Source organism: Herbaspirillum sp. RV1423, assembly GCF_000577615.1.
In the GTDB taxonomy this organism is placed as follows: Bacteria; Pseudomonadota; Gammaproteobacteria; order Burkholderiales; family Burkholderiaceae_D; genus Herbaspirillum.
Map to the genome: position 1 here is coordinate 40,119 of NZ_CBXX010000022.1, position 13,540 is coordinate 53,658.

The 13,540-nt window shown below is 61.0% G+C and carries 13 protein-coding genes and 1 riboswitch; of the genes, 10 read left to right on the forward strand and 3 right to left on the reverse strand.

What is annotated here, in order from left to right; translation table 11 throughout:
- Window positions 1-12: 12 nt before the first annotated feature.
- On the reverse strand, window positions 13-894 hold the full coding sequence (locus RV1423_RS18410; protein WP_034299757.1) for a lipid A biosynthesis acyltransferase: 882 nt from the start codon (window positions 892-894) through the stop codon (window positions 13-15).
- A complete protein-coding gene (locus tag RV1423_RS18415; RefSeq protein ID WP_255344224.1) occupies window positions 891-1,784 on the reverse strand; it encodes a lysophospholipid acyltransferase family protein in 894 nt (297 codons plus the stop codon). Before RV1423_RS18415 ends, RV1423_RS18410 begins: the two co-directional genes overlap by 4 nt.
- Window positions 1,785-1,915: 131 nt before the next feature.
- Between RV1423_RS18415 and metK the strand changes: the two genes are divergently transcribed.
- The 4 genes from metK (at window position 1,916) to metF (ending at window position 6,064) form a co-directional block, all read left to right on the forward strand.
- On the forward strand, window positions 1,916-3,079 hold the full coding sequence (gene metK / locus RV1423_RS18420) for a methionine adenosyltransferase (RefSeq protein WP_034299760.1): 1,164 nt from the start codon (window positions 1,916-1,918) through the stop codon (window positions 3,077-3,079).
- A gap of 82 nt (window positions 3,080-3,161) precedes the next feature.
- Window positions 3,162-3,238, forward strand: a riboswitch (S-adenosyl-L-homocysteine riboswitch).
- 48 nt (window positions 3,239-3,286) lie between these two features.
- Window positions 3,287-4,702 carry an adenosylhomocysteinase gene (ahcY, locus tag RV1423_RS18425; RefSeq protein WP_034299813.1) on the forward strand — a complete coding sequence of 472 codons (1,416 nt, stop codon included), beginning with the start codon at window positions 3,287-3,289 and terminating at the stop codon, window positions 4,700-4,702.
- A 118-nt stretch (window positions 4,703-4,820) separates the two neighbouring features.
- Entirely contained in the window at window positions 4,821-5,174 is a 354-nt protein-coding gene (locus RV1423_RS18430; RefSeq protein ID WP_034299762.1) for a phage holin family protein, read from the forward strand.
- Between the two features lie 47 nt (window positions 5,175-5,221).
- A complete protein-coding gene (gene metF / locus RV1423_RS18435) occupies window positions 5,222-6,064 on the forward strand; it encodes a methylenetetrahydrofolate reductase [NAD(P)H] (RefSeq protein ID WP_034299764.1) in 843 nt (280 codons plus the stop codon).
- Window positions 6,065-6,143: 79 nt separating this feature from the next.
- On the opposite strand, the gene RV1423_RS18440 is transcribed toward metF, so the two are convergent.
- Window positions 6,144-6,752 (reverse strand): 5-formyltetrahydrofolate cyclo-ligase, encoded by a 609-nt coding sequence (locus RV1423_RS18440; protein ID WP_051516767.1) that lies wholly within the window; start codon window positions 6,750-6,752, stop codon window positions 6,144-6,146.
- A gap of 26 nt (window positions 6,753-6,778) precedes the next feature.
- Between RV1423_RS18440 and RV1423_RS18445 the strand changes: the two genes are divergently transcribed.
- From RV1423_RS18445 to phhA, 6 genes are all read left to right on the forward strand, one after another.
- Complete coding sequence (locus tag RV1423_RS18445) at window positions 6,779-8,731, forward strand: lytic transglycosylase domain-containing protein (protein ID WP_034299768.1); 1,953 nt, start codon at window positions 6,779-6,781, stop codon at window positions 8,729-8,731.
- Between the two features lie 59 nt (window positions 8,732-8,790).
- Complete coding sequence (locus tag RV1423_RS18450; protein WP_034299770.1) at window positions 8,791-9,765, forward strand: complex I NDUFA9 subunit family protein; 975 nt, start codon at window positions 8,791-8,793, stop codon at window positions 9,763-9,765.
- Between the two features lie 37 nt (window positions 9,766-9,802).
- Entirely contained in the window at window positions 9,803-10,504 is a 702-nt protein-coding gene (locus tag RV1423_RS18455; protein ID WP_034299772.1) for a glutathione S-transferase family protein, read from the forward strand.
- A 5-nt stretch (window positions 10,505-10,509) separates the two neighbouring features.
- Window positions 10,510-11,733 carry a multifunctional CCA addition/repair protein gene (locus tag RV1423_RS18460; RefSeq protein WP_034299775.1) on the forward strand — a complete coding sequence of 408 codons (1,224 nt, stop codon included), beginning with the start codon at window positions 10,510-10,512 and terminating at the stop codon, window positions 11,731-11,733.
- Window positions 11,734-11,762: 29 nt separating this feature from the next.
- Window positions 11,763-12,470 (forward strand): GNAT family N-acetyltransferase, encoded by a 708-nt coding sequence (locus tag RV1423_RS18465; RefSeq protein WP_034299777.1) that lies wholly within the window; start codon window positions 11,763-11,765, stop codon window positions 12,468-12,470.
- An 83-nt stretch (window positions 12,471-12,553) separates the two neighbouring features.
- On the forward strand, window positions 12,554-13,432 hold the full coding sequence (gene phhA, locus RV1423_RS18470; RefSeq protein ID WP_034299779.1) for a phenylalanine 4-monooxygenase: 879 nt from the start codon (window positions 12,554-12,556) through the stop codon (window positions 13,430-13,432).
- Window positions 13,433-13,540: the final 108 nt, after the last annotated feature.

A 13,540-nucleotide genomic window follows, 5' to 3' on the forward strand; every position in this document is an offset into this window, starting at 1 on the left:
ATTATAGGGCGGCTATTCGTTTTTGCCGTATACATTAGGTGTGCCCGGCGGCTGGGTTTTAAAGCGCTTGTGGGCCCAGAAATATTCCGCCGGCGCTTCCAGCACGCGTTCTTCGATGAAGGCATTCATGCGGCGCGTGGCTTCGAGGATGTCGTCGCCGGGATAATTTTCCCACGCCGGGTAAAAAGTGGTTTTCCAGCCCTTGTAGTCCGGCAGGAAGGTGGTGATCACAGGAATCACGTGCGCCTGGGTTGCCGCGGCGATGCGGGCGGTAGCGGTCAGGGTCGCCGCCGGCATGCCGAAGAAAGGCACGAATTCGGCATCGCGCAGGCCGAAGTCCATGTCCGGCAGCATGATGAACGGCAAGCCCTCGCGCATGGCGCGGATGATGGGTTTGACGCCCTTTTCGCGCGACAGCAAGGTCACCGGGCGGAAACGCGAGCGGCCTTTGAGCAGCGCGCGGTCGACCACCTCATTCTGTTGTTTTGCGTAAATGGTGCATACCGACAAATCCGAATTGAGCACTAGCGCGATGCCGGGGATTTCCAGGCAGACGAAGTGCGGGCAAAGCAGGATGGTCGGGCCGGACTTGATGACGTCGACCGGGACGTTCGGCTCGACCTTGATCAGGCGCTTGAGGCGCGCTTCCGAGGCCCACCACAGAATGCCGCGTTCCAGCGCGCTGCGGGCATAGGCCTGAAAGTGGCGCCGCGCAATGGCTTCGCGCTCGGCTTCGGTCTTGTCCGGAAAGCATAGGCGCAGGTTGGTCAGCGTGATATGGCGGCGCGGCTTCATGATGATGAACAGCAGCGAGCCGAGTGCTTCGCCTATACGGCCGAGGATGGGCAGCGGCAGCCAGTGCAGCAGCCACATCAGTGCAATCAGCGCCCTCATTGCGCCGCTCCGGGCGCGGAGACGCCGGGCGGCGTCTTGTAGCGGTTGTAGCTCCAGATGTATTGCGCCGGACAGCGCGCGATCAATTTTTCCATCGCCAGATTGATGGCGCGCGCCTGCTGTTCCGGCGTGTCGCCGAGGGTTTCTTCAAAGGCGACGAAGCGGATCACGAAGCCGCGGCCCCATGACAATCGTTCGGCATACGACAGAATGATCGGCGCGCCGCTCATCTGGTGCATCTTTGCCGACAGCGTCATGGTGTAGGCCGGCTTGCCGAAAAAATCGGCCCAGACGCCTTCGCCATGTTGCGGCACCTGGTCCGGCAGCAGGCCGATGGCCTTGCCGCTTTTCAATGCCTTGAGCAGGACGCGCACGCCGGACAGATTGGCCGGGGCAAGATGCAGATTCGGGCGCGAGCGGGCGCCTTCGACCAGCGGCTTCAATGCGGCTTTGCGCGGCGGACGGTAGAGCGCGGTCAACGAGGTCTTCTCGGCAATGGCTTGCGCGATGATTTCAAAGCAGCCCAGATGCGGCGTCAGGAAAACCACGCCGGTTTTGGCGTCCAGCGCCTGTTGCGCCAGTTCCCAGTTTTCGATGCGGGCGGTGCGCAACACGCGTTTTGGCGCAGCGCACCAGATGAAGGGCAGCTCGAAGATGCCTTTGCCCGATTCGTTGATTGCAGTAGACAAATATTGTCGGTAGCCGGCCCGGGTCAGATTTTCTTTCAGGCGCTTGCGGTACGACGGCGAAGCCAGGTAGACGAGCCATCCCATCGCGATCCCGATCAGGTGCAGCAAGGGCAGCGGGAGCAGTGATAGCAGGCGGAATAAAGAAAAAAGCATACTTGCCGTTACCGTGAATAATGCTGTGAAATTGCCGAATTTTTGCAAGACGCGTAAAATAGCACGAAAGCCGTCGAGTTAATGACAACTTGCGAGACGGGATATAAATTTCGCTAAAGCGTCGCAGGCTCTGAGATAGGCCGCGACATGGTTAAATCTCTACACTGCAGGAGCCTGTAATGTCCAACGAGTATCTTTTCACTTCCGAATCCGTTTCCGAAGGCCATCCAGACAAGGTCGCCGACCAGATTTCCGACGCGATTCTGGATGCCATCTTTGCGCAAGACCCGTTGTCGCGCGTTGCCGCTGAAACCTTGTGCAACACCGGCCTGGTCGTGCTGGCTGGCGAAATCACCACACGCGCCAATGTCGACTACATCGACGTCGCCCGCGAAACCATCAAGCGCATCGGCTACGACAACGCCGACTACGGCATCGACTACAAGAGCTGCGCCGTGCTGGTCGCCTACGACAAGCAATCCCCGGACATCGCCCAGGGTGTCGACGAAGGCAAGGGCCTGGATCTCGACCAAGGCGCCGGCGACCAGGGCCTGATGTTCGGTTACGCCTGCGACGAAACGCCGGAACTGATGCCGGCAGCAATCTATTACGCCCACCGCATCGTCGAGCGCCAGTCGCAACTGCGCAAGGACGGCCGCCTGCCATGGCTGCGTCCGGACGCCAAATCTCAGGTCACGCTGAAGTACGTCGACGGTCGTCCGGTCGCGATCGACACCATCGTGCTGTCGACCCAGCATGCGCCCGAAATGCAACACAAGGCCATCGAAGAAGCCGCGATCGAAGACATCATCCGTCCGGTCGTGCCGGCTGAATGGCTGAAAAACACCCGTTACCTGATCAACCCGACCGGCCGTTTCGTCATTGGCGGTCCGCAAGGCGACTGCGGCCTGACCGGCCGCAAGATCATCGTCGACACCTACGGCGGCGCAGCGCCGCACGGCGGCGGCGCGTTCTCCGGCAAGGATCCGTCCAAGGTCGACCGTTCGGCAGCCTATGCCGGCCGCTACGTTGCCAAGAACATCGTCGCCGCCGGCCTGGCGTCGCGTTGCCAGATCCAGGTGTCGTACGCCATCGGCATCGCCAAGCCGACTTCGGTGATGGTCACCACCTTCGGCACCGGCAAGGTCAGCGACGAGAAGCTGGCGCAATTGGTGCAGGAGCATTTCGACCTGCGCCCGAAAGGCATCGTGCAAATGCTCGATCTGTTGCGTCCTATCTATCAGAAGACCGCCGCTTACGGCCATTTCGGCCGCGAAGAGCCGGAATTCTCGTGGGAACGCACCGATAAGGCTGCTGCGCTGAAGGCTGCCGCCGGTCTGTGATTGTTGCGGCGATCCGGTCTTTGTGGCCGGATCGCCGCTGTGCGCTGGCATTGCGTACATAAAGTGATTTACAATGCATGTCCGTATCAAGGAGCGTTGCGACAAGACATCGATCTTGCCAGGCTTGATACCGTCACCAAGCAACTGCGCTCACGTTACTTTTTTTCTGATTTTCTATGAAAGGAGGGCGTGAAGAACGCCGCAGTCATGACTACCAATTCCAAATTTACCGATTATGTGATCGCCGATATCGGCCTGGCGCAATGGGGCCATAAAGAGATCAAGATCGCTGAAACCGAAATGCCCGGCCTGATGGCCATCCGTGAAGAATTCGCTGCTGCGCAACCGCTGAAGGGCGCGCGCATCACCGGTTCCATCCACATGACCATCCAGACCGCCGTGCTGATCCAGACGCTGGAAGCGCTGGGCGCCAAGGTGCGTTGGGCATCCTGCAACATTTACTCGACCCAGGACCACGCCGCCGCCGCGATCGCCGACAAGGGCACGCCGGTGTTTGCGTTCAAGGGCGAGTCGCTGGACGACTACTGGGAATTCACCCACCGTATCTTCGAATGGCCGGGCGCCGAAGACCAGCAAGCCAACATGATCCTCGACGATGGCGGCGACGCAACGTTGCTGCTGCATCTCGGTACACGCGCTGAAAAGGATGCCTCGGTCTTGAACAATCCGACGTCGGAAGAAGAAATCTGCCTGTTCAATTCCATCAAGAAGCGCCTGGCCAGCCATAGCAACTGGTACTCCTCGCGTCTGGCGCAAATCAAGGGTGTGACTGAAGAAACCACGACCGGCGTGCATCGCCTGTATCAGATGCACAAGGACGGCAAGCTGGCCTTCCCGGCGATCAACGTCAACGACTCCGTCACCAAGTCCAAGTTCGACAACCTGTACGGCTGCCGTGAATCGCTGGTCGACGGCATCAAGCGTGCCACCGACGTCATGATCGCCGGCAAGGTCGCCGTCATCGCCGGTTACGGCGACGTCGGCAAGGGTTCGGCACAGGCGATGCGCGCGCTGTCGGCGCAAGTCTGGGTCACCGAAGTCGATCCGATCTGCGCGCTGCAGGCCGCGATGGAAGGTTATCGCGTCGTCACCATGGATTACGCGGCCGAACACGGCGACATTTTCGTCACCTGCACCGGCAACTATCATGTGATCACGCACGAGCACATGAAGAAGATGAAAGACCAGGCCATCGTTTGCAACATCGGCCACTTCGACAACGAAATCGAAGTTGCCGCGCTGAAGCAATACGCCTGGGAAAACATCAAGCCGCAAGTCGACCACATCATCTTCCCCGACGGCAAGCGCATCATCCTGCTGGCCGAAGGCCGCCTGGTCAACCTCGGTTGCGGCACCGGCCATCCGTCCTACGTGATGAGCTCGTCCTTCGCCAACCAGACCATTGCCCAGATCGAATTGTTCGTCAATACCAAGAACTATCCGGTCGGCGTCTACACGCTGCCCAAGCATCTGGACGAAAAGGTCGCGCGCCTGCAACTGAAGAAGCTCAACGCGCAGTTGACTACGCTGACGGCAGAACAGGCGGCCTACATTGGCGTCAAGACGGAAGGCCCTTACAAGCCTGAGCACTACCGTTACTGATCGGTTGCCGGAATGCCGGTCGATGCGTCGACCGGCGTCCGGCGCTTGCATTACCCGCACTCGCCGGATTCAAGGCCTTGCGGCAATCCGGCGAGGGCGCCGCTCGAAAGGAAACCTCATGCGTTTGCTCGTTCTCTGGCTGATCAATGCACTGGCCCTGCTGGCAGTCCCTTACCTGATGCACTCGGTGCAGGTCGACAGCTTCGGCGCGGCCCTGATTGCCGCCCTGATCCTCGGCTTTGTCAACACGCTCGTGCGCCCGGTACTGGTCATTCTGACCCTGCCGGTGACGCTGCTGACGCTGGGGTTGTTCATCTTCATCATCAACGGCCTGATGTTCTGGGTGGTGGCGCAACTGGTGGGCGGTTTCCATGTCGCGGGTTTCTGGTCGGCCGTCGGCGGCGCCCTGTTGTACAGCATCGTTTCCTGGGCGCTGTCCACGCTGCTGCTGAAATCCGGACCCAGTCAGTAACATTGACGCATCGATTGATGCCTTGACCGTCTTTGGATGGCTTTCTCATGACACAACATAATTTCAGCATCGAGTTTTTCCCGCCCAAGACGCCTGAAGGCACGGAAAAACTGCGCGCCACACGCGCCAAGCTGGCCGAATTGCGGCCGAAGTATTTTTCGGTCACTTTCGGCGCCGGCGGTTCGACCCAGCAAGGCACGCTCGACACCGTGCTGGAAATCATGCGCGAAGGCCATGAGGCCGCGCCGCATCTGTCCTGCGTCGGCAGTTCGCGTGCGACTTTGCGCAACATCCTCACGGAATACAAATCGCACGGTATCAGGAAGCTGGTCGCGCTGCGCGGCGATTTGCCGAGCGGCTTCGGCGCGGTCGATCTGTCGTCCGGCGAATTCCGCTACGCCAATGAACTGGTCGAATTCATCCGCGCGGAAACCGGCGACTGGTTCCACATCGAAGTCGGCGCCTATCCGGAAATGCATCCCCAGGCCAGGTCACCGCAGGAGGATGTCCAGAACTTCGCGCGCAAGGTGCAGGCCGGCGCCGATGCGGCGATCACGCAATATTTCTACAACGCCGACGCCTATTTCAACTTCGTCGATGAAGCGCAGAAACTGAATGTGAACGTGCCTATCGTGCCCGGCATCATGCCGATCACCAACTATACGCAACTGATGCGTTTTTCCGACATGTGCGGCACCGAGATCCCGCGCTGGATTCGCCTGAAGCTGGCCAGCTACGGCGACGACGCAGAGTCGATCCGCGCTTTCGGCCTCGACGTGGTCACGCAATTGTGCGAACAGTTGCTGGAAGGCGGCGCACCAGGCCTGCATTTCTACACGCTGAACCAAGCCGGCGCGACCATGGCAATCTGGCAACGCCTGGTCGACTGATCGCAGCTTGTTCTCGTCAGCATCGAAAAAACCGGCTGCGCAGCCGGTTTTTTCTTGGCGCAGCAGATTGCCGGTGCGCTCATGATCCGGTGATGATCAGGTCCAGCGCAATATCGTGCGCCTGCGCCGTAAAGTCGACCCGCGCATCGGCATAGGCGACGCCGATGGCCAGCGGACGCGGCGCTTGCGCCAGCGTGCGATCGTAGAAGCCGCCGCCATACCCCAGCCGCATCTGCGCGGCGTTGAAGCCCAAGCAAGGAATCAGCAGCGCTTGCGGGCGCACCGTCTCGGCATGCGGCGGCACCGAGGTGCCCATGGCATCTTTGGTCAGCGTTTCTCCCGGCGTCCAGCGGACGAATTCCAATGGGGCATCTTTTCCGCGAATTATCGGCAACGACAGGTGCACGCCTTGGGCATCCAGCGCGTTATAAGCCAAGTGCAGGTCAGGTTCCTGGCGGATCGGGTGGTACACGCCGAGGCTGGCGACCGGATTTTGCTGCAGCCAGGCCAGCAGGCGGGCGCATATGGCGGCTTCCGCCGCAGCTTTGGCGGCAGGCGTCATGGACTTGCGGGCAGCCAGCAACCGGGCGCGCAGTATGGATTTTTCTGCAGGCGCCGTTGTGTCTTCCTCCACGGTTCCAGGGGCATCGGTTTGCAGAGTGTCGCGTGCTATCCTTGAAGTCGTCATCTGTTTCACTCTAAGGTTGTATAAGAATGCAATTAAAGAAATGCTTGGTCGTGATTACATGCGCCGCTGCGGCGGTAATCAGTTTTACCATGCCTGCCTATGCGCAAAAACGTCTTTCCGCCAATGCTTCGCCAGATGACGTTTTCCTTGCATTGCGCGACGCTGCCCGGATCGACGATTCGGCCGCCGCGCTCAACCTGGCGGCACGCTTGCCTGACTATGTCATTCCTTCCTATGTCGACTATTATCGGCTGAAACCGCGCGTGCGCGACTTTACCGCGCCGGTGTCGGAGATTCGCGACTTCCTCAGCCGCTATGACGGCAGCGCCATTGCCGACCGTCTGCGCAACGACTGGTTGTTGGCGCTGGGCAAGACCGGCGACTGGACCACTTTCGATGAGCAATATCCGCTGTTCGTGCTGAACGACGACGTACAGGTGAAATGCTTCGCGCTCAATTCGCGCGCGCTCAAGGGGCAGAACGTCGCCGACGAGGCGCGCGCCCTGCTGACCAGCCCCAAGGACTACGGCCAGGGGTGCAGCGACCTGATCGGCACGCTGGCGCAGAACCATCAGTTCGGCGAGAGCGACCTGTGGGCGCAGATCCGCCAGGCCGTTGAGGCCGGCAACATCACCGTGGCGCGCCGCGCGGCGGTGTTCACCGACAACGGCGACGTCAGCCTGCAGCAGGTCATCGACAAGCCGGCCATGGCATTGGCGCGCGGGCCCGGGCAGGGACGCACGGCCCACGAGTTGTATATCGTCGCCATCGGCCGCGCTGCCAAGAATAATCCGCAGCAGGCCGCCGGTTTTCTGAGCGGCGCTTCCGGCCTGACGGCGCAGGAGCAGGCGGTCGCCTGGGCGCAAATCGCCTTGCCGGCGTCGATGAAGCTGATGCCCGAAGCGATCGATTACTGGCGCAAGACCAAGGACGCGCCGCTGTCCTACGAAGCGTATCAGTGGAAAGCACGCATCGCCTTGCGCGCCGGCGATTGGAAGATGGTGAAGTCGACCATCGACGCGATGCCGGCTACGCTGCGCAGCGACATCACCTGGACCTATTGGCTGGCGCGCGCGCAAAAGGAGGAAGGGCAGACTGAATCGGCGCAGCGCCTGTTCCAGTCGATTGCCTCCAACGTCAGTTTCTATGGGCAACTCGCGACAGAAGAGCTGGGCCAGAAGATCGCGATCCCGCCGGGACCGCCACCGGCAACACCCACCGAAATCTCGCCAATGACGCAAAACGCCGGCTTCAAGCGCGCACTCAAATTCTATGAGCTGAACATGCGCTACGAAGGCATCCGCGAATGGAACTGGGAATTGCGCAAGATGAACGACCGCCAGTTGTTGGCCGCCGCCGAGTTTGCGCGTCAGAGCGACGTGCTCGACCGCATGGTCAATACCTCTGACCGCACCAGGCAGGAAATGGATTTCACCCAACGCTTCCCGGCGCCGCACCTGACCGAGATGAGCGCCAATACGCGGCCGCTCGGACTGGAGAACGCCTGGGTCTACGGTCTGATCCGCCAGGAGTCGCGCTTCATCAAGAATGCGCGTTCCTACGTCGGCGCATCCGGCCTGATGCAACTGATGCCGTCCACCGCGAAGTACGTCGCCAAAAAAATCGGCCTGAGCGAATTTACGCAAGACCAGATCAACGACATCAATACCAACCTGCTGCTCGGCACCAGTTACCTCAACATGGTGCTCAACAACCTGGACGGTTCGCAGGCACTGGCGACCGCGGCCTACAATGCCGGACCGGGGCGTCCGCGCAGTTGGCGCTCAACGTTGAGCCGGGCGGTCGAAGGTGCAATCTTCGCTGAGTCGATCCCGTTCAACGAAACCCGCGGCTACGTCAAGAACGTGATGTCCAACGCCACCTACTACGCCGCCATGTTTGAAAACAAGCCGCAGTCGCTCAAACAGCGTCTTGGCATGGTGGCGCCACGCACCAATACTCCGACCGACTTGCCTTGATCTGACCTGCCCTGACAATGCTGCGGTGAGGCGGGAAGCAAAGAAAGCGATGACTGACCATGGCACATAAAAATATACTGATCATCGGCGGCTCCGGCTTTATCGGTAGCCAGGTAGTGGCGCAACTGGCGCGTACCACCACCAGCAGGATCACAGTGCCGACCCGGCGCTACGAACGCAGCAAGCATCTGCTGGTGATGCCCACTGTGCGCACGACTATTGCGGACATCCATGACGAAGCCGTGCTGGACCGGCTGGTGGCGGAAGCCGATGCCGTCGTCAATCTGGTCGGCATCCTGCATTCGCGCAGGGGCCCGCGCGGCAGCGCATACGGTCCCGATTTTCAGCGCGTCCACGTCGATTTGCCGCGCAAGATCGTCGCTGCCTGCGCCAAGCACGGCGTCAGGCGCTACCTGCACATGAGCGCACTGGGGGCGTCGGCGCAGGGGCCGTCGATGTATCTGCGCTCCAAGGCCGCCGGCGAGGCCGCCGCCTTTGCCGGCGCGGGGCTAGGCGTGGCGGCGACGGTGTTTCGGCCTGCGGTGGTGTTCGGCGAGCACGACAATTTCCTCAATATGTTCGCGGCCATGCAAAAGCACTTTCCGCTGATACCCTTGGCTGGCGCCAATGTCAGATTCCAGCCGGTGTATGTCGGCGACGTTGCCCAAGCCTTCGTCAAGGCGTTGCAAAACGAAGCCACACGAGGCCAGACCTATGAACTGGCCGGGCCGCACGTCTACACGCTGCGCCAACTGGTGCGCCTGGCGGGGATTTGTTCCGGTCATCCGCGACCGATCATCGGATTGCCGCCGATGTTGGCGTCTTTGCAAGCCTTTTTCCTGGAGCATTTGCCGGGACGCTTGATGAGTCGCGATAATCTTGCTTCCATGCAGGTGGATAATGTCGCGACCGGTCCGATGGCGGCTGAACTGGACATCGAACCCACCGCGCTGGAAGCGGTCGCGCCGCGCTATCTCGCCGGCGTGGACATGCAACAGCAAATGGACGCCTATCGCCGCGGCGCAGGACGCTGACGTCATACAAGGCGCGCAAGTCATATAAAGGACAGACATGCAGAACACCGAACTTGATCCGACCCTGTCGGCAACCTTGGAGAAAGCCGGAAAGAATGCCATCACATTGGTCATCGGCAACAAGAATTATTCGTCGTGGTCGATGCGTCCGTGGGTGGTGCTGACCGCGTTCGACATTCCTTTCCACGAAGTCCGCATCTGCCTCGACCAGCCCGACACCGCCGGCAAGATCGCCGAATATTCGGCGTCCGGCCGCGTGCCGGTGCTGATTGACGATCAGACACGCATCTGGGATTCCCTGGCGATTTGCGAGTACCTGGCCGAACAATTCCCCGACCGTGCCCTGTGGCCGAAAGAAACCGCCGCTCGCGCCGTGGCGCGTAGCATCACCGCCGAAATGCATTCCGGCTTTACCGGCTTGCGCAGCGCCATGAGCATGGACATTCGAGGCAGCTATCCGGGCAAGGGCCGCACACCCGAGGCGCAGGGCGACATCGGGCGCATTTGCGAGATATGGGAAGACTGCCTGGCGCAGTTCGGCCATCATGAATTCCTGTTCGGCGACTTCTCGATAGCCGATGCATTTTACGCCCCGGTGGTGATGCGCTTCCGCAGCTATCACGTGTCGCTGGCGCCGGCGCTGCAAGCCTATGTCGACCGTGTGGTCGCACATTCCGCCGTAGCGCGCTGGGTCGCCGAAGCGTTGGCGGAAAAAGAAGTCCTGCCCGACCATCGTTGAGCGCCATGAGGACCTATGTCGTCGGCGGCGCCGTGCGTGACGAACTGCTCGGCCTGCCCGTGCAGGACCACGACTACGTCGTCGTCGGCGCCAGGCCGGAAGACATGCTGGCCAAGGGCTTTCGTCCGGTGGGCAAGGATTTTCCGGTATTCCTGCATCCCAAGACGCAAGAAGAATACGCGTTGGCGCGCACCGAGCGCAAGACCGCGCCGGGTTACAAGGGTTTCGTCTTTCATACCGACAGCGCCGTCACGCTCGAACAGGACCTGGCGCGGCGCGACCTCACCATCAACGCCATCGCCAAAGGCGAAGACGGTGTGCTGGTCGATCCCTATAACGGTCAGGAAGACATTCGTCGGCGCGTGTTCCGGCATGTCTCCGACGCTTTTGTCGAGGACCCGGTGCGTATCCTGCGGGTGGCGCGTTTTGCGGCGCGCTTCCCCGGTTTCACCGTCGCGCCCGAAACCAATGCGCTGATGCGCAAGATGGTGAGCGCCGGTGAAGTCGACGCGCTGGTGCCGGAACGCGTCTGGCAGGAACTGGCGCGCGGCATGATGGAGCAGACCCCCTCGCGCATGTTCAACGTGCTGCGCGAATGCGGCGCGCTAGCGCGCATCCTGCCGGAGCTGGACGCCTTGTGGGGCGTGCCGCAGCCGGCCAAATACCATCCCGAAATCGACACCGGCGTGCATGTCATGATGGTGCTCGATTATGCTGCCGGCAGGTCGTATCCGCTGGGCGTGCGCTTCGCGGCGCTGATGCACGACCTCGGCAAAGGCACCACGCCGCCCGATCTGTGGCCTAGCCATCACGGCCACGAAGGGCGCAGCGTGGAACTGGTCCTGGATATTTGCGATCGCCTGAAAGTCCCCAACGATTGTCGCGACCTGGCCGTGATCACCGCGCGCGAACACGGCAACGTCGGCCGCGCATTCGAATTGCGTCCGGCCACCGTCGTCAACTTGCTGGCGCGCTGCGACGGCTTCCGCAAGCCGGAACGCTTTCGGGAAATGTTGCAGGCGTCGGAGTGCGACTGTCGTGGCCGCACCGGTTTTGAAAACGCCGAATTCCCGCAGTACGGCTACCTTATGGGTGCGCTGAAGGCTGCGCAGGCTGTGGATGCCGGCGCGATTGCCGCCAAGTACAAGGAACAGCCGCAGCGCATCCCTGAAGCAATTCTGGCGGCGCGTACGGAAGCGGTGGCAGAATACGCCGTTACCGCCCGTTAAACCGATTCCATTCTTCGATTCCATCCTCCATGTCGAAACTTGCCACGCAACTGCGCGCCCGGCTGGACCGCCTGAAGCACGCCATCAGCGCCATCGCCGAAGCATCGGACAAGCCGATGATCCTGGTGAAGGAGCTGTCGCCACGTTCGCGGCGGCACCTGCTGCGGCACTTCCTCGCGCTGGAAGAAAAGGACCGGCTGCTGCGTTTCGGCACCAAGCTGTCCGACGATTTGGTGACGCGTTACGTGGAAAAGATCGATTTCTCGCGCGACACCATTTTCGGCGTCTACGACCGCAAGATGCGATTGCTGGGCGTCGGCCACCTTGCTTTCGCGCCGCGCGAAGCAACGCCCGTCAGCGGCGCCACCATCAAGGCGCGCGTGGCGGAGTTCGGCGTCTCGGTGTCGGCGGCGGCGCGCGGCATGGGCGTCGGCACCAAGCTGTTCATGCGCGCGGCGATCCATTGCCGCAATGCCGATGTCGATACGCTTTACATGCATTGCCTGTCGTCCAACAAGGTCATGATGCATATCGCCAAGAAGGCCGGCATGGAAATCCATCGCGATTACGGCGAAGCCGATGCCTACCTCAAGCTGCAGCCGGCCAATTCCGCGAGTGTGTTTCATGAGGCGATGGAAGAACAGGCGGCGATGCTCGATTACATCATCAAGGCCAATATGCGTGCGCTGTTCAAATGGATAGGCAAGGTCACGGGCATCGGCAAGCCTAAAGCCTGAACGGCCTGAATGCGCCGGACGGCGGAAACCGGCGCAATAATCGGCGCATAATACGGTCATCAACGTATTTCATATCGAATTCCATGGAAACCACCGTCTCTACCGACGATTTCTTTGCCAGCGTCGCGACAAAATCGGACAGCGGGGCATTGCGCGGCGACTACACGCACGCCGACAAGAACTACGTCGTGGCCCAGAACTGGGCAGCCTATACGCCTGAACAACACGCGCTCTGGCGACGACTGTATGAACGCCAGGCCAAGCTGATTCCGGGGCGCGCCTGCGACGTCTTCATCGACAGCGTCAAGGCGCTCGACGTGTCGCAAGGCATTCCGCAATTCGACCGCACCACCGAAGCGCTGCACCAGGCCACCGGCTGGCAACTGGTCGCCGTGCCCGGCCTGGTGCCGGACCAGACCTTCTTCGAACATCTCGCCAATCGGCGCTTTCCGGTCACGGTCTGGCTGCGCGAAGAGCACGAGTTCGATTACATCGTCGAGCCCGACGTCTTCCACGATTTCTTCGGCCATGTGCCGTTGCTGTTCAATCCGATCTTCGCCGAGCATTTGCAGGAATACGGCAAGGGCGGCCTGAAGGCGCTCAAGCTCGACGGCCTGGCCTTCCTGGCGCGGCTGTACTGGTACACCATCGAGTTCGGCCTGATCCAGAGTCCCGAGGGTTTGCGCATCTATGGCGCCGGCATCCTGTCGTCGGGCGGGGAGGTCGAATACTGCCTGCGCAGCCCGCAACCCAATCGCATTCCGTTTCAGGTCGAGCGCGTCATGCGCACCTTGTACAAGATCGATTCTTATCAGGAAAGCTATTTCGTCATCCGTGACTTCCAGCAACTGTTCGACGACACGGCGCCTGATTTCACCGCGCTGTACGAACGCCTGAAAGTGCAGGATGCGTTGCCGGCCAATACCTTGTTGCCGGGAGAACAAAACCTGCCGGTCGCCTGATCCGCTGCATCGCGATCCCCGGCCCCTGCTCACCCGCAGGGGCTTTTTTTTTGCGTCGGTGCAGTTCAGCCGTGTTGCGGCGTGCGTAGCGGCAATATGCCGCTTGTG

Coding starts and splice junctions, on each gene's coding strand:
- RV1423_RS18460 (WP_034299775.1), top strand. CDS start 10,510: ATGAGGACCTATGTCGTCGGCGGCGCCGTGCGTGACGAACTGCTCGGC.
- RV1423_RS18410 (WP_034299757.1), bottom strand. CDS start 894: ATGAGGGCGCTGATTGCACTGATGTGGCTGCTGCACTGGCTGCCGCTG.
- metF (WP_034299764.1), top strand. CDS start 5,222: ATGACACAACATAATTTCAGCATCGAGTTTTTCCCGCCCAAGACGCCT.
- RV1423_RS18445 (WP_034299768.1), top strand. CDS start 6,779: ATGCAATTAAAGAAATGCTTGGTCGTGATTACATGCGCCGCTGCGGCG.
- phhA (WP_034299779.1), top strand. CDS start 12,554: ATGGAAACCACCGTCTCTACCGACGATTTCTTTGCCAGCGTCGCGACA.
- RV1423_RS18450 (WP_034299770.1), top strand. CDS start 8,791: ATGGCACATAAAAATATACTGATCATCGGCGGCTCCGGCTTTATCGGT.
- RV1423_RS18465 (WP_034299777.1), top strand. CDS start 11,763: ATGTCGAAACTTGCCACGCAACTGCGCGCCCGGCTGGACCGCCTGAAG.
- metK (WP_034299760.1), top strand. CDS start 1,916: ATGTCCAACGAGTATCTTTTCACTTCCGAATCCGTTTCCGAAGGCCAT.
- RV1423_RS18455 (WP_034299772.1), top strand. CDS start 9,803: ATGCAGAACACCGAACTTGATCCGACCCTGTCGGCAACCTTGGAGAAA.
- RV1423_RS18440 (WP_051516767.1), bottom strand. CDS start 6,752: ATGACGACTTCAAGGATAGCACGCGACACTCTGCAAACCGATGCCCCT.
- ahcY (WP_034299813.1), top strand. CDS start 3,287: ATGACTACCAATTCCAAATTTACCGATTATGTGATCGCCGATATCGGC.
- RV1423_RS18430 (WP_034299762.1), top strand. CDS start 4,821: ATGCGTTTGCTCGTTCTCTGGCTGATCAATGCACTGGCCCTGCTGGCA.